The 24,956-nt window shown below is 59.0% G+C and carries 29 protein-coding genes and 1 pseudogene; 11 read left to right on the top strand and 19 right to left on the bottom strand.

The features are described from left to right. Nucleotides 1-24: 24 nt before the first annotated feature. Nucleotides 25-1,080, bottom strand: coding sequence for a DNA polymerase IV (dinB, locus tag ACRAUW_RS03010; RefSeq protein ID WP_431361097.1), 1,056 nt, complete (start codon nucleotides 1,078-1,080; stop codon nucleotides 25-27). A gap of 131 nt (nucleotides 1,081-1,211) precedes the next feature. Between dinB and ACRAUW_RS03005 the strand changes: the two genes are divergently transcribed. Continuing rightward, nucleotides 1,212-1,418: a hypothetical protein gene (locus ACRAUW_RS03005; RefSeq protein ID WP_042657203.1), complete on the top strand. Its 207-nt coding sequence runs from the start codon at nucleotides 1,212-1,214 to the stop codon at nucleotides 1,416-1,418. A gap of 111 nt (nucleotides 1,419-1,529) precedes the next feature. Here ACRAUW_RS03005 and ACRAUW_RS03000 read toward each other — a convergent pair whose 3' ends face one another. Both ACRAUW_RS03000 and ACRAUW_RS02995 read right to left on the bottom strand, forming a co-directional pair. Beyond that, nucleotides 1,530-2,090 carry a DJ-1 family glyoxalase III gene (locus tag ACRAUW_RS03000; RefSeq protein WP_431361096.1) on the bottom strand — a complete coding sequence of 187 codons (561 nt, stop codon included), beginning with the start codon at nucleotides 2,088-2,090 and terminating at the stop codon, nucleotides 1,530-1,532. Nucleotides 2,091-2,127: 37 nt separating this feature from the next. Beyond that, on the bottom strand, nucleotides 2,128-3,069 hold the full coding sequence (locus ACRAUW_RS02995; protein WP_431361095.1) for a ketopantoate reductase family protein: 942 nt from the start codon (nucleotides 3,067-3,069) through the stop codon (nucleotides 2,128-2,130). A 200-nt stretch (nucleotides 3,070-3,269) separates the two neighbouring features. Between ACRAUW_RS02995 and ACRAUW_RS02990 the strand changes: the two genes are divergently transcribed. After that, nucleotides 3,270-3,752, top strand: a complete 483-nt coding sequence (locus ACRAUW_RS02990) for a YajQ family cyclic di-GMP-binding protein (protein ID WP_005338634.1) — start codon at nucleotides 3,270-3,272, stop codon at nucleotides 3,750-3,752. Between the two features lie 107 nt (nucleotides 3,753-3,859). On the opposite strand, the gene ACRAUW_RS02985 is transcribed toward ACRAUW_RS02990, so the two are convergent. The 5 genes from ACRAUW_RS02985 to ACRAUW_RS02965 form a co-directional block, all read right to left on the bottom strand. After that, nucleotides 3,860-4,678, bottom strand: a complete 819-nt coding sequence (locus ACRAUW_RS02985; RefSeq protein ID WP_431361094.1) for an outer membrane protein OmpK — start codon at nucleotides 4,676-4,678, stop codon at nucleotides 3,860-3,862. 156 nt (nucleotides 4,679-4,834) lie between these two features. Next, nucleotides 4,835-6,214 (bottom strand): AmpG family muropeptide MFS transporter, encoded by a 1,380-nt coding sequence (locus ACRAUW_RS02980; RefSeq protein WP_431361093.1) that lies wholly within the window; start codon nucleotides 6,212-6,214, stop codon nucleotides 4,835-4,837. 173 nt (nucleotides 6,215-6,387) lie between these two features. Then, nucleotides 6,388-6,975, bottom strand: a complete 588-nt coding sequence (locus tag ACRAUW_RS02975) for a peptidylprolyl isomerase (RefSeq protein WP_431361116.1) — start codon at nucleotides 6,973-6,975, stop codon at nucleotides 6,388-6,390. 2 nt (nucleotides 6,976-6,977) lie between these two features. Beyond that, nucleotides 6,978-7,562 (bottom strand): YajG family lipoprotein, encoded by a 585-nt coding sequence (locus tag ACRAUW_RS02970; protein WP_005349692.1) that lies wholly within the window; start codon nucleotides 7,560-7,562, stop codon nucleotides 6,978-6,980. An 18-nt stretch (nucleotides 7,563-7,580) separates the two neighbouring features. Next, a complete protein-coding gene (locus ACRAUW_RS02965) occupies nucleotides 7,581-8,714 on the bottom strand; it encodes a methyltransferase (protein ID WP_431361092.1) in 1,134 nt (377 codons plus the stop codon). A gap of 204 nt (nucleotides 8,715-8,918) precedes the next feature. Here ACRAUW_RS02965 and ACRAUW_RS02960 point away from each other — a divergent pair, with 204 nt between their 5' ends. The 9 genes from ACRAUW_RS02960 (at nucleotide 8,919) to nqrM (ending at nucleotide 16,778) form a co-directional block, all read left to right on the top strand. Continuing rightward, nucleotides 8,919-9,233: a BolA family protein gene (locus ACRAUW_RS02960; protein ID WP_431361091.1), complete on the top strand. Its 315-nt coding sequence runs from the start codon at nucleotides 8,919-8,921 to the stop codon at nucleotides 9,231-9,233. Between the two features lie 434 nt (nucleotides 9,234-9,667). Further along, complete coding sequence (locus tag ACRAUW_RS02955; RefSeq protein WP_431361090.1) at nucleotides 9,668-11,011, top strand: Na(+)-translocating NADH-quinone reductase subunit A; 1,344 nt, start codon at nucleotides 9,668-9,670, stop codon at nucleotides 11,009-11,011. 3 nt (nucleotides 11,012-11,014) lie between these two features. Then, complete coding sequence (locus ACRAUW_RS02950) at nucleotides 11,015-12,244, top strand: NADH:ubiquinone reductase (Na(+)-transporting) subunit B (RefSeq protein WP_431361089.1); 1,230 nt, start codon at nucleotides 11,015-11,017, stop codon at nucleotides 12,242-12,244. Beyond that, nucleotides 12,234-13,022 carry a Na(+)-translocating NADH-quinone reductase subunit C gene (locus tag ACRAUW_RS02945; protein WP_431361088.1) on the top strand — a complete coding sequence of 263 codons (789 nt, stop codon included), beginning with the start codon at nucleotides 12,234-12,236 and terminating at the stop codon, nucleotides 13,020-13,022. The genes ACRAUW_RS02950 and ACRAUW_RS02945 overlap by 11 nt, the downstream gene beginning before the upstream one ends. Further along, complete coding sequence (locus ACRAUW_RS02940; protein ID WP_005338644.1) at nucleotides 13,015-13,647, top strand: NADH:ubiquinone reductase (Na(+)-transporting) subunit D; 633 nt, start codon at nucleotides 13,015-13,017, stop codon at nucleotides 13,645-13,647. Before ACRAUW_RS02945 ends, ACRAUW_RS02940 begins: the two co-directional genes overlap by 8 nt. A gap of 3 nt (nucleotides 13,648-13,650) precedes the next feature. After that, nucleotides 13,651-14,247: an NADH:ubiquinone reductase (Na(+)-transporting) subunit E gene (gene nqrE, locus ACRAUW_RS02935; protein ID WP_431361087.1), complete on the top strand. Its 597-nt coding sequence runs from the start codon at nucleotides 13,651-13,653 to the stop codon at nucleotides 14,245-14,247. Between the two features lie 32 nt (nucleotides 14,248-14,279). After that, a complete protein-coding gene (nqrF, locus tag ACRAUW_RS02930; RefSeq protein WP_431361086.1) occupies nucleotides 14,280-15,503 on the top strand; it encodes an NADH:ubiquinone reductase (Na(+)-transporting) subunit F in 1,224 nt (407 codons plus the stop codon). Nucleotides 15,504-15,506: 3 nt separating this feature from the next. Then, nucleotides 15,507-16,544 carry an FAD:protein FMN transferase ApbE gene (locus tag ACRAUW_RS02925; protein ID WP_005338666.1) on the top strand — a complete coding sequence of 346 codons (1,038 nt, stop codon included), beginning with the start codon at nucleotides 15,507-15,509 and terminating at the stop codon, nucleotides 16,542-16,544. Nucleotides 16,545-16,553: 9 nt separating this feature from the next. After that, entirely contained in the window at nucleotides 16,554-16,778 is a 225-nt protein-coding gene (gene nqrM, locus ACRAUW_RS02920; RefSeq protein WP_005338668.1) for a (Na+)-NQR maturation NqrM, read from the top strand. Nucleotides 16,779-16,851: 73 nt separating this feature from the next. On the opposite strand, the gene ACRAUW_RS02915 is transcribed toward nqrM, so the two are convergent. The 11 genes and pseudogenes from ACRAUW_RS02915 to ACRAUW_RS02865 form a co-directional block, all read right to left on the bottom strand. Then, the gene (locus ACRAUW_RS02915; protein ID WP_431361085.1) at nucleotides 16,852-17,391 is read right to left on the bottom strand and encodes a DUF3833 domain-containing protein; all 540 of its coding nucleotides are present in this window, start codon (nucleotides 17,389-17,391) and stop codon (nucleotides 16,852-16,854) included. A gap of 14 nt (nucleotides 17,392-17,405) precedes the next feature. Beyond that, nucleotides 17,406-17,948 carry a chalcone isomerase family protein gene (locus ACRAUW_RS02910; RefSeq protein ID WP_431361084.1) on the bottom strand — a complete coding sequence of 181 codons (543 nt, stop codon included), beginning with the start codon at nucleotides 17,946-17,948 and terminating at the stop codon, nucleotides 17,406-17,408. After that, on the bottom strand, nucleotides 17,905-18,126 hold the full coding sequence (locus ACRAUW_RS02905) for a TIGR02450 family Trp-rich protein (protein ID WP_005338671.1): 222 nt from the start codon (nucleotides 18,124-18,126) through the stop codon (nucleotides 17,905-17,907). Before ACRAUW_RS02905 ends, ACRAUW_RS02910 begins: the two co-directional genes overlap by 44 nt. After that, entirely contained in the window at nucleotides 18,123-18,599 is a 477-nt protein-coding gene (locus tag ACRAUW_RS02900; RefSeq protein ID WP_431361083.1) for a DUF2878 domain-containing protein, read from the bottom strand. Before ACRAUW_RS02900 ends, ACRAUW_RS02905 begins: the two co-directional genes overlap by 4 nt. A gap of 2 nt (nucleotides 18,600-18,601) precedes the next feature. Further along, nucleotides 18,602-19,858, bottom strand: coding sequence for a class I SAM-dependent methyltransferase (locus ACRAUW_RS02895; RefSeq protein ID WP_431361082.1), 1,257 nt, complete (start codon nucleotides 19,856-19,858; stop codon nucleotides 18,602-18,604). Further along, entirely contained in the window at nucleotides 19,858-20,640 is a 783-nt protein-coding gene (locus tag ACRAUW_RS02890) for a DUF1365 domain-containing protein (protein WP_431361081.1), read from the bottom strand. The genes ACRAUW_RS02895 and ACRAUW_RS02890 overlap by 1 nt, the downstream gene beginning before the upstream one ends. After that, entirely contained in the window at nucleotides 20,637-21,896 is a 1,260-nt protein-coding gene (locus ACRAUW_RS02885) for an NAD(P)/FAD-dependent oxidoreductase (protein ID WP_431361080.1), read from the bottom strand. Before ACRAUW_RS02885 ends, ACRAUW_RS02890 begins: the two co-directional genes overlap by 4 nt. Then, a complete protein-coding gene (locus tag ACRAUW_RS02880) occupies nucleotides 21,893-22,627 on the bottom strand; it encodes an SDR family NAD(P)-dependent oxidoreductase (protein ID WP_431361079.1) in 735 nt (244 codons plus the stop codon). The genes ACRAUW_RS02885 and ACRAUW_RS02880 overlap by 4 nt, the downstream gene beginning before the upstream one ends. Continuing rightward, the gene (locus ACRAUW_RS02875; protein ID WP_005343652.1) at nucleotides 22,624-23,052 is read right to left on the bottom strand and encodes a nuclear transport factor 2 family protein; all 429 of its coding nucleotides are present in this window, start codon (nucleotides 23,050-23,052) and stop codon (nucleotides 22,624-22,626) included. The genes ACRAUW_RS02880 and ACRAUW_RS02875 overlap by 4 nt, the downstream gene beginning before the upstream one ends. Nucleotide 23,053: 1 nt before the next feature. Beyond that, complete coding sequence (gene phrB, locus ACRAUW_RS02870) at nucleotides 23,054-24,475, bottom strand: deoxyribodipyrimidine photo-lyase (RefSeq protein ID WP_431361078.1); 1,422 nt, start codon at nucleotides 24,473-24,475, stop codon at nucleotides 23,054-23,056. Further along, nucleotides 24,472-24,956: pseudogene (locus tag ACRAUW_RS02865) on the bottom strand (MerR family transcriptional regulator); the annotation flags it as partial. The pseudogene ACRAUW_RS02865 and the gene phrB, both read right to left, overlap by 4 nt.

The raw sequence follows: 24,956 nt of genomic DNA, 5'->3' as shown, positions 1-24,956 counted from the left end.
CTTATTAGGATGAATTTAACTAGATCACAACAAATCCAGTGAGAGTTGATTCAATTCGCCCTCTTTTGGCAAACCCACCACCAATCCCAGCAGACGAACCGAACGCCCTTTCGCCCGCAGTAGCCCCTCCTTGAGCAGGGGGACAAACAAAGCTGGCTGATAGCCACCCTGACTGCGATAAACTGTGGTCTGGTGGAAGTCGGCAAACTTGAGCTTGATCCCCTGTCCCATCACCTGCTCGGCAGGACACGCCAGCTGAAATCGCCGCTCCAGCTCCGGCAGCAGTTGCTGCAATACCGTCAGGCAGGCGGCTTCTTCACAAACATCGCTCGCCAGGGTGGTCTCCACCCCGATAGTTTTGCGAATCCGGTGCGCCTGCACCGGCTCTTCATCCACTCCCCGGATCCGGGTCGCCAGCATCTCCCCCAGCTTGCCAAAACGACTGCACAACTCTTGTCCCGACAAGGCCAACGCATCCTCGCAGGTGTAAAGCCCCTGCGCCTCCAGCCGCTCGGCAGTCTTGCGCCCCACCCCGGGCAGTTTGCCGAGGGGTAACTGGCAGACAAATTCGGCCACCTCGTCGGGGCGAATGACAAACAGACCATCGGGCTTGCGCTGCTCCGAGGCGAGCTTGGCGAGAAACTTGTTAGGGGCCACTCCGGCCGAGGCGGTCAAGCCCAGTTCGGTGACGATGGCTTGCCTTATCTCTTGTGCCATCAGGGTGGCACTGCCACCACAACAGCGACTGTGGGTCACGTCGAGATAGGCCTCATCCAGCGACAGCGGTTCAACCTGATCGGTATAACGCAGGAAAATGGCCCTGAGCTGACGGGAGATATCCTTGTACACCGCCATCCGCCCAGGGATCAGTACCAGCGGCGGGCAGAGTTTTTTCGCCAGGGCGCTCGGCATGGCGGATCGCACCCCGAACCGGCGCGCCACGTAGTTGCAGGTCGAGATGACGCCGCGCCGCTCTGAGGCTCCCCCAATGGCGAGCGGCACCTCCCGCAACGCCGGATTGTCGCGCATCTCCACCGCGGCAAAAAAGCAGTCCATGTCGATATGGATGATCTTGCGCATACCACTGTATAAATAAACAGACACGGCATCATCTTACCCCAAGGATAACCGCAGCTCTATCTCTCTCGTTGCGGCTAAAGTGGTAGACTCCAAGGAGACCTTTACTACCACAATGACAAGGAGCGTTCGGGATGAAATATCTTTGGCTGGGACTCGGGTTGCTGCCGCTGACCGGCATCGGCAAGAACAACCCGACGGCAGAGTGCCGCTGGCTGTACGACCGGATTGAGATACTGGAACAGGCCATCAAGAAAGGGGACAAGCTCGGCACAGAGCAAGAATTGGCACGCTGGAAAACTGAGTACAACAAAAAACAGTGCTCACAGTACGACTACTGAGCCGGACAAGATGGCGTGACCGACAACGGCAGATAACAAACGGGCCCCGATCAAGATGACCGGGGCCCGTTTTTCAAAGTATGGCCAGCTGGATTCAGCAACAGAGTGCGCTCAAGGCAGCACCATAAGGCCAGCGACAGTGGCCGCCACCTCATCCCCACGCAGCACCCGGACCAGTTCGAGCGCAAACTCGATGGCACTGCCCGGCCCCTGACTGGTAATAAGGCGATGAGCCTCATCCCTGACGACCCGCTCATGTGACAGCTGCGATGTCGGTAGTCGGGGCTGAAAGCCGGGATGACAGGTGACGATGGCATCACCCAGCAGAGCGTGATGTTGCAACACCACCACAGGAGCGGCGCAGATGGCTGCGCGCCAGCGACCAAGGATGGCCTGCTCTTTGAGCAGATCGATGGCCAGCGGGGTATCGCGGATCACTTCACTGCCGGGCAAGCCGCCGGGCACCACGATGGCTTCAAAGTCCCGGCGGGTCAGCTCGTCGATATGGCAATCGGCCACCAGCTGTACCCCGCGCGATGCTTTCACCTGCCGGGATCCGGCGGGGCTGCAAGAAGCCAGCACCACCTCGATGCTGGCTCGCACCAGGGTATCGACAATGGCGACCGTCTCTATCTCTTCCGACCCGGGGGCCACCAGCACCAGTACACTCACGTTCGCCTCCTTGCTGCTTGCTCTGCCATGTAACGTATCAGGCGACCTGACTCTTCTCTTTGATCGCCTGATAGAGCCCCTGATTGACCGGTACGGCAATGCCATGCCGGGCAGCCTTGGCCAGCAGGAAGCCGGTGATCGCCTCAATCTCGGTCTCGCGTCCCAGCTCCATATCCTGATGCATGGAGGAGTAATTGTCAGCGGTCAGCTCCACCACTGTCAGCACCCGACGCTGCAACTCCTCTGCCGTGGTCGCAACTCCTTCGGCGCACATCACATCCGCCACTTCCACGCAGATCTGCTGCAGGGCATCGGCAAAACGGGGGCCCGCCAGCTCGCCATTTTTCAGCTTGTAGAGGGCCGTCAGGGGATTGATGGCACAGTTGATGGCCAGCTTTTGCCACTGGCGCGTCAATACCTGCTCATCCCAGCCAGCCTGACCCAGTGCCAGCGCCAGTTCGTCAGCCAGAGCGGCATGGGCCTTGGCGGCGTCGTTGATCGGGCCAAGCCAGGTTTCCCCCTTGCCAGTATGACGGAAGACAAAATGGCCGCACTGCATGGCACCATGGCTGGTGACACCGGCAATCACCGGATTGTGCGGGAACATCTCGACCACCAGCTCGGCAATCCCCATCCCGTTGTGCAGCAGCACGATCGGCACGCCGGCATCGAGCTTACCCAACAGCGGCGTCAGTGCGGCAATTACCTGACTGGCCTTGGTCATCACCAGCAGACGCTGGATCTTGCCGGGTTTGCTGACAAATCCGCGCTCGATATTGAGCAGCTGGACATGCCCCTCCAACGAAGTGAAATCGATCCCCGGATGGAGCGTGGACTTATGATGTTCGCGCAACAAGACACAGGTGGATTGACCACTCTGGGTCAGCAGGGAGGCAAAAACGCCGCCGAGGGCGCCACAACCCAACAGCGACCATTTCGGGGTAACGAGCTGTCGGGAATTTTTTAATCCGCTTGGCATGGTGTGACTCTGTCAGGGTAAGGGTTGCAATCCTCTCAACCTGTTACCGGGGATAAGTGAAGATGTCGCCAACGGACACTAACGGGTCCGTCAATCCTGTGCGCAGGGGATTCTAACAGAGCAACCCCATCAAAATCAGCAAATTTGCCCGTTTTCTGGTAGATTTGCCCCCCGATAACGCAACATGAGGAGCTTCGGCTATGCCGTCATTCGATATTGTTTCTGAAGTCAAAATGAACGAGGTGTTGAACGCAGTCGACAACGCCAATCGTGAACTGGCCACCCGTTTCGATTTTCGTGGGGTAGAAGCCAGCTTCGAGTTGAACAAGGAAGAGGTAAAACTGGAAGCCGATGCCGATTTCCAGCTCAAGCAGATGGTCGAAATCCTGCGCGGTGCCCTGCTCAAGCGCAACATCGAAAACAGCTCCATGGAAGTGGGGGACTCCGTTCACTCCGGCAAGCGCTTCCACCTGACCGTCAAATTCAAGCAGGGGATCGAGAAAGAGATCGCCAAGAAGCTGGTCAAGCTGATCAAGGACTCCAAGATCAAGGTACAGGTCGCCATCCAGGGTGATGAAGTCCGTGTCACCGGCAAGAAGCGTGACGATCTGCAAGAGACCATGGCGCTGGTCCGTGGCGCCGAACTGGGTCAGCCGATGCAGTTCCAGAATTTCCGCGATTAATCTGTCCATTCAGTCGTGGCGCACTTGATGACTCGCGCCACGCTATCTAAATCGCGGCCATAAAAAAACCGGAGCAGCTGCTCCGGTTTTTTGTACCCCAAGTTTTATTAGAACTTGTAGGTAACAGAGAAGTAGTGACCGAAACCGGTAGACTTGAGCGCGTCAGAGTTGTCGATACCGTAGATTTCGTTAAAGTACTTCAGACCGTAACCAACGGCATAACGGTCGGAGTGCCAGTAGATACCGTGGAAGGTACCCAAGCCATCGGAATGAGCAGGAGCTTTCATGCCCCAAGTGTAATCCAGATAACCCTGGTAAGAGACGAAGCTGCCGTTGGAGAAGGTATAGAAAGGCTTGAACCAGTTCATGGAGAACTGCTGACCATTCCAACCTTTTGCTTCAGGATTGAAATCGAAAGTTTCATTAGCATGGCGCTTGTACAGGTTCATCCCTACTTTGCCAAACCACGGCACCATAACATCAGCACCCAGACCTACAAATGCATCATTCAGGCCTTGCATACCACCGATGTTAAACAGTGTGGCAAGGTAAACTTCTTGCACCGGGCCAAAAGACAAATCCTGACCGGTCAATGCATCCAGAGATACGCGCGGAGAAAACTTCATGAAGAGGTTTTCTTTCTTGTGCTTGTCGCTGTCCTTGGAGTCAAAAATATCGAAATAATCAACGTAACCATACAGATCAAAAATGCCTGAGCGACCGCCAAATTCCATTTCGAAATAAGTGTCATTATAGCCACCATCAGCCTTGCTATAGGGCAGCTGGTCGATGGTGTGCATTACGTTGAACTGCATCCACTTGTAGTCATTCTTGTGGATATCACCGCTGTAGTCAGCAGCGAAGGCCGGGGTGGCGGCAGCAGCCATCAGGCCGGCAGCGATCAGAGTCTTGGTAAATTTGGCCATTTTATTGGTCTCTTGTGCGTTAGTTGAGGTTTTCCGTAGCCTGCCCACAAGGAGCGAAAGGAATTCTAATCAAATAAAATTGGGGGTGAAACAACTTCTCGGGAACTTTATCCGGAAGTGTGAATCTAATCACCTCCGACACCGCGCAAACGCTTGCTATTCGTCAGCCGTTGAGAGCAACTCACCCCCCTTTCTGGCGACCAGCACAATCAACAACAACACGGGCAAGCCCAATAAACTGGTGCCGACAAAGAAGGCACTGTAGCCAATCTGCTCCACCACCTGCCCGGAAAAACCGGCCAGCAACTTGGGTAGCAGCAACATCACCGAGCTGAACAGGGCGTACTGAGTGGCCGAAAAGGCCACATTGGTCAGGCTGGAGAGATAGGTCACGAAGGCCGCAGTGGCGATACCGGCACTGAGGTTATCCAGCGAGATGATCAGGGTCAGCAGCTCCAGGTTGTGACCAACCTGATTAAGGAGCGCAAACAGCAGGTTGGTGCTGGCGGTGAGCAGCGCCCCCAGGAACAGGATGCGCAGCGTACCGAAGCGCATCACCAGCACGCCCCCCAGCGCCGCCCCCACTAGCGTCATGATGACGCCAAACACCTTGGTAATGGTGGCAACCTCGGTCTTGCTGAACTGCATATCCACATAGAAGCTGTTGGACATCACCCCCATCACCACATCGGCAACCCGATAGCAGGCGATCAGCAACAGGATCAGCAGCGCCGAGCTGCCATAGCGACGAAAGAAGTCGGCAAACGGACACCAGACCGCCTCATAGCCCCAGGCCCCCGCACTCGCCAGCAGCGCAGGCCACCCTTTTTTCAGGAGCTGCGCCTTGCGCTCGGCCTGTTGTTTGCCCTGCTCGGCCAGATCGATTTCCGGCTCGTGGCAAAACAGGGTGGTGATGACCCCGAGTGACATCAGACCCGCCATCACCAGATAGGTGACCTGCCAGCCACGATAGTCGTAGCCACTGTTACTACCAAACCAGGCTGCCAGCGCCAGCGCACCCGCGCCAGCCATGATCATCGCCAGCCGGTAGCCGGTCATGTAGGAGGCCGCCATCGCCGCCTGCAGCCGCTCGGGGGCGGATTCGATGCGATAGGCATCGATGACGATATCCTGCGTGGCCGAGGCAAAGGCCACCAGCAGGGCAAACATCGCCAGCTGGACCAGCTCGGTCTTGGGATCGCAGAACGCCATGCCGACCAGCGCTGCGGCAATCAGCAGCTGGGAGAAGAACATCCAGCTACGGCGACGCCCCAGCAGCGTGGAGAGCAACGGCAGCGGCATGCGATCCACCAGCGGTGACCACAGCCATTTAAAGCCATAGGCGAGCGCCACCCAGCTCATATAGCCGATATCGGTCAGACTGACATCGGCCTCGCGCAACCAGAATGAGAGGGTACCGAACACCAGCAGCAGCGGCAGACCCGATGAAAAGCCCATGGCAAAGAGAATAAACACCCGAAATTCGAGATAGACGGCGAGGGACTCTCTCCAGCTTGGTTTGCGGATCATGTTCAACTACCTGACGACTTTGGAAAAGTGCGTCATTTTGGCAGGTTGATGGCAGATAGCCAAGGCGAGCAAAGAGATAGGCAAAAGAAGCCCGGATAGAGAAAAGGCCCATCCCGAACGGGATGAGCCTTGTATTGTGGCCTGACGAGGGCGAGGTGACGAACCGCGTCCGGCGAGAGTTACTTGCCCGCTTTCTTGTCGACTTTCTTGTCTGCCGGGGTTTCTGCCAGCAAGACCACCTTCTTCAGAATGATGGGACTGGTCGGCACATCGTTGGCACGCAAAATGGGGCTGTAACCGGTCTGTACCTGAGCCAGCTTGTCCAGCACTTCCATCCCCTGAACCACCTGACCGAACACGGTATAACCCGCAGAGCCACCGGCGTTGAGGTTATTGTTGTCGACCAGATTGAAGTAGAACTGGCGAGTGGCGCTGTCGACCGCCTGGGTGCGGGCCATGGCGATGGAGCCACGCTTGTTGGGCAGACCGCCACGCGACTCGTTGACCACAGGCTCATAGGTTGGCAGTTGCTGGAACTGCTGGTTATAGCCCCCCCCCTGCACCACGAAGTTCTGGATCACCCGGTGGAAGATGCTGCCGTCATAGCTGCCATCAGCCACGTAGCGCAGGAAGTTCTTCACCGTCTGGGGCGCCTGCTTGGACGCCAGCTCCACCACGATATTGCCGTGGTTGGTCTCCAACCTGACTTTCGGGCCTGCGAACGCCAGCGGGGCGATCAGCATGGCCAGCAACCAGAGTTTTTTCATCATCAGACCCCTGCACCATTCGGTTGACCTTTCAGGTAACCGCGCAGCGCATCATCCGCCATGATCTGCTGCAGCACGCTACCCAGTTGCAGGTTCAGTGTAGACTCCAGGTCGGCCATGCTTGGCTCGCTCGGGCTCTCCTTGCTGGAGGACATGTTGAACTGCTTGGTCAGACGGTTGCCCTGGAAATCGGCGATCACCTGCAGGCTGACGCGGGATTTGGTGACATAGGTAAAGGTCTTCTCTTCCACATTGACGGCGGCGTTGGAGATCACCAACGTCAGGTTGGTGGTGCCACTATTGCCCACTTCCAGACCCTGGCTGCGCAGTCCTTCGGCCAGCCGCTCGGCCATCAGCAGGTTGAGCGGACGCTCGCTGTTGACCAGCACGGGGGCTTTTTCTTTATGTTTGATGGAGAAGACGTAGGCAGCCTCACGCTTGTCTACCCCTTCCATGGTGATGCGATTACCAGAGTAGTATTGCTGGTTGGCGGGGATCACCTGCGGATTGAGCAGCGCCGTCTCCGGCCAATGGGTGGCACACCCGCCCAGCATCAGGGCGGCCAGCAGCAAGAGTGACTTTTTCATCATGGTTTTCCTTTGGCTTTAGCGTTTGATGGCTTTCAAAATAACGAATTTGCTGTTCGACGCAACGACTTGTGCGTTGGCAAACAAGCGCTTGAGTTTGTTGTGATAGTCCAGATGACGGTTGCCTACTATCCAGAGTTCACCCCCTTGAGGCAACACCCGGTGCGCATCGCTGAACATCTGCCAGGCAATATGGTCGGTGATCGCCTGCAACTGATGGAAGGGGGGATTGCAGAGGATCCGATCTGCCGAGCCGACCGCCACACCATCGAGACAGTTATTGACCATAAAGCGGGCGCGCGGCAGTGCATCGGGCAGATTGTGCTCGACGTTGAGCTGTGCCGAGGCAACCGCCATATAGGATTCATCGATAAAGGTCACCTCGACCTCGCTGTCTTTGGCAAGCAGCGACAACCCCAGCACCCCGTTGCCACAGCCCAGATCGATCACCTTGCGGGCACTGTGAACGGGCAGATTGTCCAGCATAAAGCGGGCACCGATATCGAGACTGGTGCGCGAGAAGACGTTGGCATGGTTGTGGATGAGCATGTCTGTTCCCTCCAGCGGCCACACAGTCGGGAAGGGATTGGCTAGCGCAAGTTGCCCGGCCTGCGGCTCGCAGTGGATAAGGCGCGCTTTTTTCCAGGCCAGCGAGGTACGGGTAGGCCCTAAATACTTCTCGAACAACTTGAGGGTGGAGGTATGAATATCCTTCGCCTTGCCGGCAGCGATAACGCGGGTTGCCGGTGTCACTACCGCACGCAATGCCAGCAGTTGCAGCTCCAGCAGTGCCTGATATTTAGAGACCTTGATCACCACCAGCGCAGGGGCATCGGGCAGCGGCGCCAGCGCATCCAGCAAGCGGATACCACCCGCATCCAGTCCGTTTTCTGCCAGATTGGCCAGGGTCGCCCGCTCGCTGATGTAGGAGTCGGTGACGCAGTAGGGGGAGTGCGGATGCAGATAGGCGGCCAGCGCGCCAAAGCCATCATTCATGATGATGACGGGGCCCGTCTGCTCGAGGGGAGACTCCGCCAGGGTATTGATCAGATATTCGTCAGCCGCATCCCAGGCTTGCAGGGTCTCCTGACTCTGGCGCGGATAGCGGTAGAGCGTGAGCTGGCAATGGGGAGTGTCGAGAAGGGTTTGCATAGGAAGAGTCCAACCTCGGCTTGATTCATGGATACAGGCGCCAGGGGCGACGCAAAGTGGCGCTATTCTAGCGAGGAGCAGGAATTTCACCAGTTCGATGCGCATCGAGGGGGCAACTGACGGGTGATTTCCCTCTTACGGGGGCTTATTCCATCCCGCGACTGCCGATAGAATGGCCCGACATTCACTCTGGAAGCTGATCCCATGACCATCCAACAACTGATTGAAGCCAAGCTGACCGCCGCCCTCTCCCCCTCCGTACTGGAGGTGATCAACGAGAGCCATATGCATCGCGTGGAGCCTGGCTCAGAGAGCCACTTCAAGGTGGTGATCGTCAGCGAGCGATTTGCAGGGCAGCGGTTGCTGGCCCGTCATCGTCAGGTCAATGCGGTGCTGGCCGACGAGCTGGCCGGAGCAGTTCATGCACTGGCACTGCATACCTACACAGAGGCCGAGTGGCAGGAAAAAGGCCATGCCCCGCGCACCCCGAGCTGTGTCGGCAAACCGTCCCTCTCCTGACACCGGGCAGCCCTACATGATCCCCATCAGAATCCTTACAACAAAAATACAACAAACATTCCCCATCACCCCCGAAAAAACCACATACAAGGGGGTATTTTTCAGCATCAAGGTTTTTTACTGACATTAAAAACAACAACAAATACCCCCATTGAGGTATCAAAATAAAAAACCTTTAAAACCACGACTTACAAGGTGTCGGAGGCTTATTCATTGCAGGTTAATTTTGTGATGACACGGGGATTTTGCCTATTTGGCATGGCAGAAAATGCACCTTAAGTGGTAAACTCAAGCGCTTTTGAGTGAGCTTTCATGTTGAATAATTGTTAAGCTGGACAACTTGACACCGCAACAGCATTGACTCATTCAACCACCCGTCGTGATGTATTTCTCGGCGCTAATTAACCTCCCCCGTAACGGTAGTGCAATTGAGTATGATTACAATCAAAAGAGGACTGGACATCCCCGTGCTGGGTGCGCCAGAGCAAGTAATCTACGATGGCCCCGCCATCACCCGTGTTGCGACACTGGGCGAGGAGTTTGTGGGGATGCGACCTACTATGTTCGTCAAAGTAGGTGATCGCGTCATCAAAGGTCAGGATCTTTTTGAAGACAAGAAGAATCCGGGCGTTAAATTCACAGCTCCTGCCACCGGTGTGGTTTCAGAGATCAACCGTGGTGCCAAACGTGTTCTCCAGTCCGTGGTCATCGACCTCGACGGTTCCGATGAACAGGTGACGTTTGAGCATTTTGCCTCTGCCGAGCTGGCCAAGCTCGAGCGTAGCAAAGTGCAGGAGATCCTGGTCGCATCAGGTCAGTGGACCGCGCTGCGCACTCGTCCCTTCAGCAAAGTCCCCACCGTAGGCTCTGCCCCGCGCGCCATTTTTGTAACGGCAATGGACACCAACCCGCTGGCCGCCAACGCAGAGCTGGTCATCAAGGAACAGCCACAGGCCTTCCTCGATGGTCTGGCCGTATTGACCCGCCTGACCGATGGCACCGTCTACGTCTGCAAGGGCGAAGGCAGCCTGCCCCACTCTCCGCTGGCCCAGGTCAAAGAAGAGATCTTTGTTGGTCCGCACCCTGCCGGTCTGCCGGGTACCCATATCCACTTCCTGGATCCGGTCAGCAGCACCAAGGTGCAGTGGCACATCAACTATCAGGATGTGATCGCATTCGGCAAGCTGTTTACCACCGGTCAGATCTTCACTGACAAGGTGATCGCGCTGGCTGGCCCGAACGTACTCAAGCCGCGTCTGCTGCGTACCCGTCTGGGCGCCTGCATCAGCCAGCTCACCAACAATGAGCTGCGTGCCGATGAAAACCGCGTCATCTCCGGTTCGATCCTGAGTGGTGCCAAAGCCGAAGGTGTTCACGACTACCTGGGCCGCTACCACAATCAGGTTTGCGTGCTGGGTGAAGGTCGCGAGAAAGAGTTCCTGGGCTGGATCAACCCCAGCGCCAACAAGTTCTCTATCACCCGTACCACCCTCTCTCATCTGATGAAGGGCCGGCTAATCAACTTCACCACCACTACCCACGGTAGTGACCGTTCCATGGTGCCTATCGGCAATTATGAGCGGGTGATGCCACTCGACATCCTGCCGACCCTGCTGCTGCGGGACATGGTCTCCGGCGATACCGACAGTGCGCAAGCACTGGGCTGCCTGGAGCTGGATGAGGAAGATTTGGCGCTCTGTACCTTTGTCTGCCCCGGCAAGACAGAGTACGGCCCGATCTTGCGTGAGTGCCTGACCAAGATTGAACTGGAAGGTTAAGCGATGAGTTTCAAGCAACTTCTTGAAAATATGGAACACCACTTTGAACCGGGTGGAAAGTACGCCAAGTACTATGCCCTGTTCGAAGCGGCGTACACCCTGTTCTACACCCCGGGTAGCGTTACCCGCAACGCCTCCCACGTTCGTGATGCGCTCGATCTGAAGCGCATGATGATCATGGTGTGGCTGGCCGTGTTCCCGGCCATGTTCTGGGGCATGTACAACGTTGGTAACCAGGCGATTGCCGCCATTGCCCACATGGGCTCGGCTGCTGGTGCCAGCAGCTGGCAATATGCCCTGGCGACCATGCTGGGCGCCTCTCTGGATCCGGCTGTTGCCGGTATCGGCAGCAAGATGCTGATTGGCGCCACCCACTTCTTCCCGATCTACATCACCGTCTTCTTTGTCGGTGGTTTCTGGGAAGTGCTGTTCGCCATGGTGCGCAAACACGAGATCAACGAAGGCTTCTTCGTGACCTCCATCCTGTTTGCCCTGATCGTGCCGCCCGAGCTGCCCCTGTGGCAAGCTGCGCTGGGTATCACCTTCGGTGTGGTGATGGCCAAAGAGGTGTTCGGTGGTACCGGCAAGAACTTCCTGAACCCGGCGCTGGCTGGCCGTGCGTTCCTGTTCTTCGCCTACCCGGGCCAGATCTCCGGTGACGCCGTGTGGGTTGCCGTTGACGGCTTCTCCGGCGCGACTGCCCTGAGCCAGTGGGCCCAAGGCGGCCAGATGGCGCTGATCAACGGTGCAACCGGCCAGGCTATCAGCTGGATGGATGCTTTCCTGGGTAACCTGCCGGGTTCCATCGGTGAAGTCTCTACCCTGATGATCCTGCTGGGTGCCGCCATGATCGTCTACATGCGCATCGCCTCCTGGCGCATCATCGCCGGCGTGATGATCGGTATGATCGCCACCTCCCTGCTGTTCAACGTCATCGATTCCGATACCAACCCCATGTTCAACATGCCGTGGCACTGGCATCTGGTTCTGGGTGGCTTCGCCTTCGGTATGGCCTTCATGGCGACCGACCCTGTCTCCGCCGCCTTTACCAACAAAGGCAAGTGGTGGTATGGCGCCCTGATCGGCGTAATGGTCGTGCTGGTTCGCGTGGTCAACCCTGCGTTCCCGGAAGGCATGATGCTGGCCATTCTGTTTGCGAACCTGTTTGCTCCCCTGTTTGACCACTTCGTCGCTCAGGCAAACATCAAGCGGAGGATTGCTCGTGGCGTTTAATAAAGATTCAACCCTCGGCACCGTCAGCGTGGTCACCGGCCTCTGTCTGGCCTGTTCCATCGTGGTATCCGTTGCCGCTGTGGGCCTGCGTTCTACCCAGCAGGAAAACAAGGCGCTGGACAAGCAGAGCAACATTCTCGCCGTAGCCGGTGTGGATGTGAGCGAAGTGGCCAAGCGCGACCTGGCCAAACTGTACGGCGAGAAGATCGAAGCCCGTCTGGTGGATCTGGCGACAGGTGACTTTGTTGACGGCGATGCCGACAACTTCGACACCAAGCTGGCAGCCAAAGATCCGGCCAAGAGCATCCGTCTTGCAGCCGCTGACGACAAGGCCAGCCTGCGTCAGATCTCCAAGCAGATCCCGGTATTCTTCGCCAAGGATGCCGAAGGCAAGATCGACAGCATCATCCTGCCCATCTACGGTCAGGGTCTGTGGTCGACCATGTATGCCTTCGTTGCTGTTGCCGCTGATGGCCAGACCATCAAGGGCATTACCTACTATGACCACGGTGAAACCCCGGGTCTGGGTGGCGAAATCGAAAACCCGGCCTGGCAGGCGCTGTTCAAGGACAAGAAACTGTTCGACCAGAGTGGCATGCCGGCGCTGCGCGTCATCAAGGGCCATGCTCCGCAGGGTTCCGAGCACGAGATCGATGGTCTCTCCGGTGCCACTCTGACCGGTAACGGCGTACAGCATACCTTCGACTTCTGGATGGGTCCCAAGGGCTTCGGTCCTTTCCTGGCCAAGGTTCGAGCAGGAGAAATCAACAATGGCTGACAAGAGCGAAATGAAGAAGTTGCTGTTGACGCCTGTGCTGGGCAACAACCCCATCGCCTTGCAGGTGCTGGGTGTCTGTTCTGCACTGGCGGTTACCAGCCAGATGAAAACTGCGTTTGTAATGACCCTCGCGGTCATGGCGGTCACCGCCTTCTCAAACCTGTTCATCTCCCTGATCCGCAACCAGATCCCGAACAGCGTCCGGATCATCGTGCAGATGGCGATCATCGCCTCACTGGTTATCGTGGTTGACCAGGTGCTCAAGGCGTACGCCTATGACATCTCCAAGCAGCTGTCGGTCTTCGTGGGTCTGATCATCACCAACTGTATCGTAATGGGCCGCGCCGAAGCGTACGCCATGAAGAGTGCCCCGCTGCCCTCCTTTCTGGATGGTATCGGCAACGGTCTGGGCTATGGCGCCATTCTGCTGAGCGTCGCGACCGTGCGTGAACTGCTGGGCTCCGGCACCTGGTTCGGCATCGAGCTGCTGCCACTGGTGAACAATGGTGGCTGGTATGTGCCCAACGGCCTGCTGCTGCTGCCGCCGAGTGCATTCTTCATCATTGGTCTGATCATTTGGGGCGTACGCACCAAGGATCCCAAGCAGGTGGAGGCGAAGGATTAAGGTATGGAACACTATCTGAGTCTGTTGATTAAATCGATCTTCATCGAAAACCTGGCACTCTCCTTCTTCCTGGGGATGTGTACCTTCCTGGCGGTGTCCAAGAAGGTAAAGACCTCCATGGGTCTGGGTATTGCCGTTATTGTGGTGCAGACCATCGCGGTTCCTGCCAACAACCTGATCTACAACTACGTGCTTAAAGATGGTGCTCTGGTATCCGGTCTGGATCTGAGCTTCCTGAGCTTCATCACATTCATCGGTGTGATTGCAGCACTGGTACAGATCCTGGAGATGGCGCTGGACAAGTACTTCCCGGCACTCTACAACGCGCTGGGTATCTTCCTGCCGCTCATCACCGTGAACTGCGCCATCTTCGGTGGCGTCTCCTTCATGGTGCAGCGTGACTACAACTTCATGGAGTCTGTGGTCTACGGTGTGGGTTCAGGGGCAGGCTGGATGCTGGCGATCGTTGCGCTGGCAGGTATCCGCGAGAAGATGAAGTACTCCGATGTTCCACAAGGCCTGCGCGGTCTGGGCATCACCTTCATCACCGCCGGTCTGATGGCGCTGGGCTTCATGTCCTTCTCTGGTATCTCCCTGTAATCGGCTTTCCTGCAATCAGAAAGGAACGATAGATGGAAATTATTTTGGGTGTGGTCATGTTTACCGTGATCCTGCTGGCACTGGTGGCAGTCATTCTGTTCGCCAAGTCCAAGCTGGTGACCGCGGGCGATGTGACAATCAGCATCAATGGTGACCCGGCCAAGGCTGTGACCAGCCCGGCCGGTGGCAAGCTGCTCGGCGTGCTGGCTGGCAGCGGTATCTTCGTCTCCTCCGCCTGTGGCGGCGGTGGCTCCTGCGGCCAGTGCAAGGTACGGGTGAAATCCGGTGGCGGCGACATTCTGCCGACCGAACTGGATCACATCAGCAAGGGCGAAGCCCGTCATGGCGAGCGTCTGGCCTGTCAGGTTACCGTTCGCTCCGACATGGATATCGAACTGCCGGAAGAGATCTTCGGGGTGAAGAAGTGGGAATGTACTGTTATCTCCAACGATAACAAAGCCACCTTCATCAAGGAGCTCAAGCTGCAGATCCCCGACGGCGAGAGCGTACCGTTCCGCGCCGGTGGTTATATCCAGATTGAAGCCCCGGCTCACCACGTGCACTACAAGAACTTCGATATTCCCGAGGAGTATCGCGGTGACTGGGATCGCTTCAAGATTTTTGAGCTGGAGTCCAAGGTCGATGAGCCGATCATCCGTGCCTACTCCATGGCCAACTATCCGGAAGAGTTCGGCATCATCATGCTGAACGTGCGTATCGCAACCCCGCCCCCGAGCAACTGGACTGCCCCTCCGGGACAGATGTCCTCCTACATCTTCAGCCTGAAGGCTGGCGACAAGGTGACTATCTCCGGTCCGTTCGGTGAGTTCTTCGCCAAAGAGACCGATGCCGAAATGGTATTCATCGGTGGTGGTGCAGGTATGGCGCCGATGCGTTCCCATATCTTCGACCAGCTGCGTCGCCTGAAGTCCAAGCGCAAGATGAGCTTCTGGTACGGTGCCCGTTCCAAGCGCGAAATGTTCTATGTCGAAGACTTTGACATGCTCGCCGCCGAGAACGAGAACTTCACCTGGAACGTCGCCCTGTCTGATCCGCAACCGGAAGACAACTGGGACGGCTACACCGGCTTCATCCACAACGTGCTCTACGAGAACTATCTCAAGAACCACGAGGCACCGGAAGATTGCGAGTTCTACATGTGTGGACCTCCGGTGATGAACGCTGCCGTCATCAACATGCTCAAAGACTTGGGCGTTGAAGACGAAAACATCCTGTTGGATGACTTTGGTGGTTAATCCATGCACAGTGTTGTAAAGACCTGGCTAGCCTTCGGGCTAGCCTTTTTCTTGACTGGGTGCGGTCAGGAGACGGTCCAATCCAAACCGGAGATCCACATCACCGGTAGCACCATGGGCACTTATTACTCCATCAAGGTGGCGGACAGCGCCATCAGCGATCCGGCCAAGCTTCAAGCTGAGGTGGATGTCTTGCTGGAGCGGGTCAACGACCAGATGTCGACCTATCGCCCCGATTCCGAACTGTCGCGCTTCAACCAGAGCCGTGACAACAAACCGGTAGTGGTCTCCCGCGATACCGCACGGGTCGTCACAGAGGCCATTCACATTGGCCGTGAGAGCCAGGGGGCGCTGGACGTCACCGTTGGCCCCTTGGTCAATCTGTGGGGCTTTGGCCCGGACAAGAAGCCGACCAAGGTCCCCTCCGACGAACTTATCACCCAGACTCGCCAGAAGACCGGTCTGGGCAACCTGCACGTCATCACCTCGGTGGATGCCGACACCCTGCAAAAAGATATTCCGGATCTCTACGTCGATCTCTCCGCCATCGCCAAGGGTTTTGGTGTCGACAAGGTAGCCGAGTATCTGGAATCACTGGGTGCGCGCAACTATCTGGTGGAGATTGGTGGCGAGCTGCGGATCAATGGTGTCAACGGCAAGGGTCACCCCTGGCGCGTGGCCATCGAGAAGCCCACCGCAGGCACCGGCACGGTGCAAGAGGTGATCGTGCCCGGAGACAACGGGGTGGCCACGTCCGGCGATTACCGCAACTACTATGAACTGGATGGTCAACGCTTCTCCCACACCATAGATCCGCGCAGCGGCAAGCCGATCCAGCACCGTCTGGTATCGGTCACCGTGATCCACCCCTCCTGCATGACCGCAGACGGGCTGGCCACCGTGTTTATGGTGATGGGGACCGAGAAGAGCCTGGCCTATGCCAACGAGCGCGGCCTGGCGATCTTCGTGATCACCAAGACGGACAACGGCTTTGAAGAGGCTTACTCCGATGCCTTCAAGCCCTATCTGGTCAAGAAGTAAGAGGTAGAGATGCAGATTTTTCTGATCACCTTCGGGGTATTCATGCTGGTGATAGCCGCCATGGCTATCGGTTACATCTTCCAGAAGAAGACCATCTCCGGCTCCTGTGGCGGTCTGGGTAGCGTCGGCATAGAGAAAGAGTGCGATTGCCCGGAACCCTGCGACAACCGCAAGAAGAAGATGGCCAAGGAAGAAGCCCGTCGCAAGATGCTGGAAGAGAACCGCATCATCTGATGACTCTGATTGTTCGATAAACAAAAGCGCGCCATCGGCGCGCTTTTTACTGGGCGTTATCTTGAATTAACGGTCAGGGCTGACGTTCGATATAGAGGATCACCTCACCCAGATGGATACCGAACTTGCTGATCTCGGCACGATTGATCAGACGCTCTTCGTCCAGCAGGTACATCCAGTCATCGAAGCTCACCCGCACCACCTCGCCATCCGGTAGCGCCAGATCGAGCTGATAACGCCAGTTGAGGGCGAACCCTTGGCTTTTACCCACCGCCTCCCCCACCACATCGGAAGCGGTACCTCGCCAGTGACCATCATCGCCCTTGCTCAGATACCAGGTACGGGTCTGTTGGCGGCCATCATCAAAGTAGAACTGCTCGAACAGCTCTCCCTTGCCATCCTTCCAACGACCCACCATCTCGACCCGAAAGCGACTGGTCACTTCGCCGCTGCGGTCGGTTACCAGGCCGTGAGCCACCAGTTTGCCGTTGAAGAAACGGGCAAGATCCCAGTTTGGCCCCAGCCCACGATAGTCATCGAGACTGGCACCACAGCCACTCAGCAGCAAAAAGGGGAGCAACAGCAACCAGCGGTATGCACGATAGAAAGACATCAGAGACTCCATGTTCAGGGGTGGCCACGCAGGCTACGGGTTAGGGCGGGATCGCGGCTGTTGTCAGCCAGCCAGATGGCGAGAAAAGCGGCCGAGAATTGCGGATCGGCCAGAGTCCCGAGGGACTTCTCCTGCCACCAGAAATGGCCTACCCCGCCCTTGTCGACATAGAAGGTGAGCTGGTCGCCAGCCTGCACATCAGGCCAGAGTGCAGCGAGCTGGCCGAGCCAGCGCTGACGTTCGGCGTCGGAGCCAAGACCGAGCCGCTGCCACTCGGCGGCAGTGGCGCTCAGCAGATCTTCCCGCTCGATGGCTCTGGCATAGGTGAGGGTCAGAGCCTGTGGATAGTGACCGGGCTGATAGCGCCCGCTCGCACTGTAGAGGGTGGCATCGTAGAGCTTGAACCAGAGCCAGTTCATCTCCCCCTGCCCGACCGGGCGCAGCTGCTGCCAGGGGGCGGCAGAAGCCTGCACCGCGGTTGCAGCCAAGAGCGTAAACGCCAGCAGCAGCGGGTTAATTCCACCCCATATGCCAGTGGTTGGGGTCTTCCAGTTCATGCCAATCCATCTCCTGTTCCTGCAGGGTATTGATATCCTGCATCACCACCTGCACCAGCTGCCCCTGCGCATCCCGCTGGCAGGCAACCACCAGATAGAAGCGATCAGTCAGCTCATGCTGGCTCTCTTTGGTCCATTTGGAAAAAAGCAACGAGTCGGTCGAAAAGGTGTTTGTCATGACTCACCCTCCAGCTTGACCATTACCCACAGGAGTACGGGTAACCACCACATCCAGATCACTGCCAGCAGCGCCGTGCTGATCCAGATGCCCCAGGGTAAGTGTACTGCCCCCATGGCGGCCCCCGCCACATAGGAGGAGGCACCGCCAAACACGCCAAACAGTGCCTGCTGCCAGCGAGGCAAGCGCAGCAGCCAGCGCATACCGTGGGCCAGCGTCAGGGCAAAACCGAGCCAGAGCAGCACCAGCCAGAGGGGAAAACCAGACGGGAAACGGAACAGGCCGAGCTGCCAGAGCAGCACATCCAGCAGACAGCCGGCAACCGCAATGGGGAGCAGCCGCCAGTCACGCTGGCGGCTGGGTGAGAAGAGAAAGTGCAGCAGCAAGATTGCCAGCAGCGGGCCTGGCTGCTGCCACTTCACCGCCAGCAACCAGTAGAGGTTGAACCCCAGCAGGTGAGCCCACTGCCACATGGTCAGTGACCGCTTACTGGTACATCACCCGACCAGCCAGCGGGCCCCGGCTTGGCGGCCTCCAGCTGTACCAGACTGATGCTGCGCTCCCAGAATCCCCCCTCGCAATAGGCAAAGTAGAAGTGCCACAGCCGGATGAAATCCTGACTGTAACCGAGCTTGGGAAGCTCGGGCGCCAGCGCCAGAAAGCGCTCGCACCAGTGAGCCAGGGTGCGGGCATAGTGGTGGCCGTGATCGTGCAACCGCACCAGTTGCATGTCGGTCTCCCGCGCCAGCAACCCCGCCATCTGGGAGACGCTCGGCAGGCAACCGCCCGGGAAGATGTAGCACTGGATGAAATCAACCCCGCGCAGATACTGGGCATGGCGCTGATCGGCGATGGTGATGGCCTGGATGAGCAGGCGGCCACCGGGCTTGAGCAGCCGCGACAGCTGGCGGAAATAGTCGGGCAGGAAGGCGTGCCCCACCGCCTCGATCATCTCGATGGAGACCAGCTTGTCATAGGTGCCCTCCAGCTTGCGGTAATCCTCCAGCAGCAAGGTGATGCGCTCCCCCAGCCCCTCCCGCGTAATCCACTCCTTGGCGTAGTCATGCTGGGCCCGGGAGATGGTCGTGGTGGTCACCCGGCAGCCATAGTGGCGGGCGGCATAGACGGCGAGGCCACCCCAGCCGGTGCCGATCTCCAGCAGATGATCGTCAGGCCCTAACTCGAGCCGCTCGCAAATGGTGCGCAACTTGGCCTGTTGCCCCTCTTCGAGAGTGGCCCCGGCGCTTGGATAGATAGCGCTCGAGTACTGCATATGGCTGTCGAGAAACCCCTGATAGAGGGTATTGCCGAGATCGTAGTGGGCGGCGATGTTGGAGCGCGAACCGGTCAGAGTATTGCGGTTGAGCCAGTGGCGCACCTTGTTGAAGGGGAAGCTAAGCCAGCCGAGGCGCCGCTCGAGGGAGTCAAGCAGGGTCAGGTTGCGAGCCAGCAGCCGCACCAGCGCCACCGGATCCGGGCTGGTCCAGAGCCCCTCCACCCAGGTTTCCCCGGCGGCGATGCTGCCTCCCAGCAGCAGACGGCGATAGAAGGCAGGATCCTGCACCACCAGTTCGGCATGCAGATCGGTTCCCGCGACGCCAAAGCTGTGGCGCTCACCGCCATCCCGCAGCAGCAGCTGGCCATGTTGGAGGCGACCCAGCAGATTGAGCAGCAGTTGTCTTGCCCCCTTGTCGATGAAAGAAGCAGAGAGGGTTGATTGAGCAAGTTCCATTAGCGGCTCTCCGGATGGGTAAAAATCGGGGTTCGTTTGATAAATAGACGCAGTGCCTGCCAGTAGATCCCGAGCAGCACCTTCATGGTCATCCATGGCCAGCGGGCCAGCAGGGCCACCAGCCCCTTGCGCGACAAGGGTTCGCGAGTGAGCGCCAGGGTTGCGTCAAACAGCTTGGCTTCACCGGATACGGGATGACTCTCGATATGGATCAGAGTCTCCTGCGCGGGCGGCCTGATCCGCCAGTGATAACGCATCGCCAGCCCCATAAAGGGGGAGACGTGAAAATCCTTGTCATGGGGCGCCAGCGCCGCCAGATCCAGCAGGTAGTAGTGACGCTCGTTCCAAGGGGTGTTCGACACCTCTGCCAGCAGATAGCGCGCCTCGCCCTGCCGGTAGCAGAAGTAGAAGTTGACCGGGCTGAAGTAGAATCCCAGACAGCGCACATTGCCGAGCAGCAGCACCCGCCCCTCGGGGTCGGCATCGCCACCCAGCTCGCTCACCTTCTGCCACACCGCCTGCTTGAGGCTTCCCTCACTCCCCTTGAGATAGTCATGGCGGTGAAACGAGAGCAACCCCGCTCGCTCCACCCCGAACCAGCGCCCCTGATCGAGCTGCGGCAGCTCGTCGAGATCCAGCCCCAGCATAAAGAGGCTGTAGGAGAAGGCGTGAGCCCGCGGTGCAAAACGGCGGTGGCGTACCGAGCCCAGCCAGATGGCGCTGGTGACGCCAGCCAGTTCGTCTGTACGCTCATGTTCGGTGGCCACGGTGGCGCCGTTCATAGCTCGGCTCCGAAGCGCCTGGCGACATCCAGCGCGCTGCGTACCCCATCCTCGTGGAAGCCGTTGTACCAGTAGGCGCCACAGAAGTGGGTGTGCTGCTGGCCGCAGATCTCCGCGCGCCGCTGCTGGGCGGCGATGGAGGCCTGATTGAACACCGGATGGTGGTAGACAAAGCGACGCAGCACCTTGCTCTCATCGACCTTGCCCTTGGGGTTGAGGCTGACGCAGAAGGGCTCCGGCGAGTTCACCCCCTGCAGGATGTTCATGTTGTAGCTCACCAGCGGCCGCGCCTCGTCATTGCCATCGAGCTGATAGTTCCAGCTGGCCCATGCCTTGCGGCGAGTGGGCAGGCAGCGCGCATCGGTATGGAGCCAGACATCGTTGGCCTGATAGGGCATGTCGCCGAGAATAGCCTGCTCCCGCTCGCCGGGGTCCGCCAGCAGCGCCAGCGCCTGATCGCTGTGGCAGGCGAAGATCACCTCGTCAAACCGCTCCTCGCCATCACTGCTCTGGATCACCACGCCGTCCGCGTCCCGCCGCACGCTCTGCACCGGACAGGCGAGGCGGATCTGCGACTGCCAACCCGCGGTAAGGGGGCCGATATATTCCCGTGAGCCACCCGGGATCACGTACCACTGGGGGCGATTGGCCACATCCAGCAGACCGTGGTTGGCAAAAAAGCGCAGGAAGAAACCAAGGGGGAAGGCGCGCATATCGGCCAGGGTCGATGACCAGATCGCCGCTCCCATCGGCAAGATGTAGTGGCGGGCGAAGTAGTCGCTAAACTCCCCCGCCAGCAGAAAGTCCCCCAGGGTCAGCTCGGGGCCAGCCCCCTGATGTTGCCCATCCGCCAGCCAGGCCCGCGCCTCCCGGTTGAACCGCAAAATCTCGGCGACAAAACCGTAGAAGCGCGGACTCAACAGATTGCTGCGCTGGGCAAACAGGGTATCGAGGTTGTGGCCGTTATACTCCAGCCCCTCCGGGCTCTTCACCGAGAAGCTCATCTCGGCCGGTTGCCGCGCCATGCCGATCCGCGCCAGCAACTTCAAGAAGTTGGGGTAGGTGCGATCGTTGAAGACGATAAAGCCGGTGTCGATGGCATAGCTGCGGCCAGCCTGATCCACATCGACAGTGGCGGTGTGACCGCCCAGAGTCGGCGCCGCCTCGAACAAGGTTATGTCATGGAGTTTGTGGAGCAGAAAACCGGCGGTGAGCCCCGAGATCCCTGAACCGACGATGGCGATCTTTTTCTTCATGAATGGCTTCCTTTCGATACGAGTGCGCGGCCAAGGTGCAGCCAGAGCCCCACAGGCAGCGCACCAAGCAGGCGCAGCAACCAGATGAAACGGCGGGGAAAGTGGATCTGGTGACGACCAGCGATCAGCCCGTACATGATGGCGCGGGAGGCCTCTTCCACCGTCACCAGACAGGGCATGGGAAAATCATTTTTGGCGGTGAGCGGCGTCTGGACAAAGCCGGGGCGGATCAGGGTCACCCCGATCCCTTTGCTGGCCAAATCGAGGCGCAAGGTATCCGCCAGATAGTCGAGGGCCGCCTTGGAGGCGCCATAGGCCTCGGCTCGTGGCAGCGGCAGCCAGCTCACCGACGAGCTGACGATGGCCAGCCGAGATCCCGCCCCGAGCAACGGCAAGAAGGCGGCCAGCGCATGGCCGGTGGCGGTCAGATTGGTCTCAATCACCCGGGCAAACAGCTCGCTGTCAAACCCCTCAGCCACATCCATGTACTCGCAGTTGCCTGCGTTGAGGATTAGCAGATCGAGGGATGGCAGCGTAGCAGCTACCCCGCTCATTGCGGCCAGATCCCGGGCATCGAACTGCAGCGGCGTGATGCCGTGCAGCCCCAGCTCCTGCAGCCGTTCACCATCGCGGCCACAGCCCCACACCTGCCAGCCTGCCCGCCGGTAATCCAGCGCCAACTGGCGACCGATGCCGGAGGTCGCGCCTGTAATAAGCACTCGGCCGCTCATGCGCCAAGCCTCATCTTGATAGTGCGCACCACGGGCCCGAGCAGCGGCAACTGCTCGTAGAGCATGGCGCCCAGGTCAAAATAGTCCCTGTGCTGGCAAACCTTGCCCGCTTCGTCGAATTCGAGGCGGGTGGCCCCCTCCACCGTCACCGGCTCACCACCACGCAATCTGGGGTGAGAGAAGGTCATGGTCCAGCCGAGCCAGGCCTGCTGCCCTTGCTGCTGCTGACTGGTGATGACGAAACGGCAGTAGGCGAGGCGCTGATAGAGGGCGGCAAAATAGTCGCCAAGGGCCGCCAGCCCCTCGATACGGTGGGCCGGATCGGTAAAGACCACCTGTTCGGCATAGACCTCGGGCAAGCGGTGCAACTGCTGTTTGTCCAGTTGCTGATAGAGGCCAATAAAGCGGGCCAGCGGCTCGTTCATCCTATTTCTCCAGAGAGCGAAACATCTCGATGGCTCTCACCCGGGCAACGGCGTGATCCACCATGGGTGCCGGATAATCCTGTCGCCCCTTGAGTCGCAGCCAGTCGTGGGGCTGATGCACATAAGCGGCGGGAATATCGGCCAGTTCAGTTACCCAAGTACGGATAAACTCCCCTTGTGGATCAAATCGTTGCCCCTGAGTGGTGGGGTTGAAGACCCGGAAATAGGGCGCTGCATCGGCGCCGGTACCCGCTGCCCACTGCCAGCCGCCGTTGTTGGCCGCCAGATCCCCATCTATGAGCCTACTCATGAAGTAATCCTCCCCGAGCCGCCAGTGGATATGGAGATCCTTGGTGAGAAAGCTCGCCACTATCATCCGTAGCCGGTTGTGCATCCAGCCGGTGGTGTTGAGACAGCGCATCGCCGCATCGACGATGGGGTAGCCAGTGCGCCCCTCACACCAGGCGGCGAAGGCATCCGGGTCCCAGCTCCACGGCAGGGCCGCCGTCTCGGGCTTGAAGGGGCGATTCATGGAGAGGGTCGGGATCAGCACCAGCAGGTGGCGATAGAACTCGCGCCAGATAAGTTCGTTGAGCCAGACAAAGCCGGGCTGGGCCTTGGACTGGGGCCGATAACCGAGCCGCTGCTGGAGCGCCGCCACGCACTGACGGGGGCTGATGATGCCCGCCGCCAGATAGGGGGAGAGCACGGACGTGCCCGCGATGGCAGGAAAATCCCGGGTCTCGCCATAGTCGAGCACCGCCTGCTCCAGAAAATCGTTCAAACGACGCCGGGCTTCCGCCTCCCCCACCGGCCAGCGGGGGTCTGCCGTCAGTTCGCCAAGGGCGGCATCGACGAAGTCCCGCTCGGCCAGCGGCTGCCACGGCAGCGGCTCGCCACGGGACGCAGGGGCGCGATGAATGACAAATCCATCCTCGTCGAGTGCTTTGAGCCAGGCGCGGCTGAAAGGTGTGAAGACCTTGAACATCTCACCCGAGCCGGTCAGCACCCGCCCCGGCGGCAATACGCAACAGCCGTTGAACCAGTGACAGTTCACCGCCTGCTCTGCCAGCGCGGCGCTGACGGCGTGGTCGCGACGCTGCTCATCGATCTCGATAGCCTGATTGGCGTAGAGCTGGGTCACCCCCAGCTCGCGGCAGAGGTCTGCCAGCGCGACAGGCACCTCGGCAAAAGTCTCCACTCGCAGCAGATGGAGCGGGATGCCAAGGGCCGCCAGCTCGCGCCCCAACTCATCCACCTGCGCCAACATAAAGCGCTGACGGACGAGTGCCATTTTATGCTGCCGCCACTGGGCAGGAGAGATGATAAAGAGCGCTGCTACCGGCTCATCAACGGCGCAGGCATGCCGTAGCGCAGGGTTGTCGGCAAGGCGCAGATCATTGCGCAACCAAACCAGTCTCATGACGTTTTCCTCCCGCGTCCGCTGGCGCCAGCCGCAGCAGGTGCGTCCACCATCAGCTCGGCAAGGCTCGCCTGCCAGCCATGAACTTTAAGCCACTCGCCATCGTAAAGGCGCCCCAGCTCACCAAAGAAGCGGGTACCGGCGGGCCAACCGGCGGTCAGCTCCTGCTTGCCAAGCCCGGCCCCCAGCAATACCAGCCAGGGGGTAACGGCGCGTCCTTCAAGCAGGCTGGCATGGCGCGGCTCCACCGCCCCCAGCAGTTGCACCTCATAGCCCTGACCGAGCAGCTCGTAGGCGACCCAGACCAGATCGAGGGGGCCGACTTGTCCCCAGCTCGCCAGCGTGATCGGCACGCCCTTCTCCTGCTCGATCAGGTGACGGGCGAAGCGGGTATGCAGCCAGCCCAGCCACACCTGTTGCAGCAGCTCGCCATCGGGCCGCTCGCGCCACAGCCCCAGCAACTGCTCCACCAGCGGTTGCA

This window comes from Aeromonas sp. (genome assembly GCF_050633025.1).
Lineage (GTDB): Bacteria > Pseudomonadota > Gammaproteobacteria > Enterobacterales > Aeromonadaceae > Aeromonas.
This window is presented reverse-complemented; position numbering and strand designations above follow the sequence as displayed.

Excerpts from the sequence above, each read along its gene's own strand:
- dinB (WP_431361097.1), bottom strand. The coding sequence starts at position 1,080 with ATGCGCAAGATCATCCATATCGACATGGACTGCTTTTTTGCCGCGGTG.
- ACRAUW_RS03005 (WP_042657203.1), top strand. The coding sequence starts at position 1,212 with ATGAAATATCTTTGGCTGGGACTCGGGTTGCTGCCGCTGACCGGCATC.
- ACRAUW_RS02995 (WP_431361095.1), bottom strand. The coding sequence starts at position 3,069 with ATGCCAAGCGGATTAAAAAATTCCCGACAGCTCGTTACCCCGAAATGG.
- ACRAUW_RS02990 (WP_005338634.1), top strand. The coding sequence starts at position 3,270 with ATGCCGTCATTCGATATTGTTTCTGAAGTCAAAATGAACGAGGTGTTG.
- ACRAUW_RS02985 (WP_431361094.1), bottom strand. The coding sequence starts at position 4,678 with ATGGCCAAATTTACCAAGACTCTGATCGCTGCCGGCCTGATGGCTGCT.
- ACRAUW_RS02975 (WP_431361116.1), bottom strand. The coding sequence starts at position 6,975 with ATGAAAAAACTCTGGTTGCTGGCCATGCTGATCGCCCCGCTGGCGTTC.
- ACRAUW_RS02970 (WP_005349692.1), bottom strand. The coding sequence starts at position 7,562 with ATGAAAAAGTCACTCTTGCTGCTGGCCGCCCTGATGCTGGGCGGGTGT.
- ACRAUW_RS02965 (WP_431361092.1), bottom strand. The coding sequence starts at position 8,714 with ATGCAAACCCTTCTCGACACTCCCCATTGCCAGCTCACGCTCTACCGC.
- ACRAUW_RS02960 (WP_431361091.1), top strand. The coding sequence starts at position 8,919 with ATGACCATCCAACAACTGATTGAAGCCAAGCTGACCGCCGCCCTCTCC.
- ACRAUW_RS02955 (WP_431361090.1), top strand. The coding sequence starts at position 9,668 with ATGATTACAATCAAAAGAGGACTGGACATCCCCGTGCTGGGTGCGCCA.
- ACRAUW_RS02950 (WP_431361089.1), top strand. The coding sequence starts at position 11,015 with ATGAGTTTCAAGCAACTTCTTGAAAATATGGAACACCACTTTGAACCG.
- ACRAUW_RS02940 (WP_005338644.1), top strand. The coding sequence starts at position 13,015 with ATGGCTGACAAGAGCGAAATGAAGAAGTTGCTGTTGACGCCTGTGCTG.
- nqrE (WP_431361087.1), top strand. The coding sequence starts at position 13,651 with ATGGAACACTATCTGAGTCTGTTGATTAAATCGATCTTCATCGAAAAC.
- nqrF (WP_431361086.1), top strand. The coding sequence starts at position 14,280 with ATGGAAATTATTTTGGGTGTGGTCATGTTTACCGTGATCCTGCTGGCA.
- ACRAUW_RS02925 (WP_005338666.1), top strand. The coding sequence starts at position 15,507 with ATGCACAGTGTTGTAAAGACCTGGCTAGCCTTCGGGCTAGCCTTTTTC.
- nqrM (WP_005338668.1), top strand. The coding sequence starts at position 16,554 with ATGCAGATTTTTCTGATCACCTTCGGGGTATTCATGCTGGTGATAGCC.
- ACRAUW_RS02915 (WP_431361085.1), bottom strand. The coding sequence starts at position 17,391 with ATGTCTTTCTATCGTGCATACCGCTGGTTGCTGTTGCTCCCCTTTTTG.
- ACRAUW_RS02910 (WP_431361084.1), bottom strand. The coding sequence starts at position 17,948 with ATGAACTGGAAGACCCCAACCACTGGCATATGGGGTGGAATTAACCCG.
- ACRAUW_RS02905 (WP_005338671.1), bottom strand. The coding sequence starts at position 18,126 with ATGACAAACACCTTTTCGACCGACTCGTTGCTTTTTTCCAAATGGACC.
- ACRAUW_RS02900 (WP_431361083.1), bottom strand. The coding sequence starts at position 18,599 with ATGTGGCAGTGGGCTCACCTGCTGGGGTTCAACCTCTACTGGTTGCTG.
- ACRAUW_RS02895 (WP_431361082.1), bottom strand. The coding sequence starts at position 19,858 with ATGGAACTTGCTCAATCAACCCTCTCTGCTTCTTTCATCGACAAGGGG.
- ACRAUW_RS02890 (WP_431361081.1), bottom strand. The coding sequence starts at position 20,640 with ATGAACGGCGCCACCGTGGCCACCGAACATGAGCGTACAGACGAACTG.
- ACRAUW_RS02885 (WP_431361080.1), bottom strand. The coding sequence starts at position 21,896 with ATGAAGAAAAAGATCGCCATCGTCGGTTCAGGGATCTCGGGGCTCACC.
- ACRAUW_RS02880 (WP_431361079.1), bottom strand. The coding sequence starts at position 22,627 with ATGAGCGGCCGAGTGCTTATTACAGGCGCGACCTCCGGCATCGGTCGC.
- ACRAUW_RS02875 (WP_005343652.1), bottom strand. The coding sequence starts at position 23,052 with ATGAACGAGCCGCTGGCCCGCTTTATTGGCCTCTATCAGCAACTGGAC.
- phrB (WP_431361078.1), bottom strand. The coding sequence starts at position 24,475 with ATGAGACTGGTTTGGTTGCGCAATGATCTGCGCCTTGCCGACAACCCT.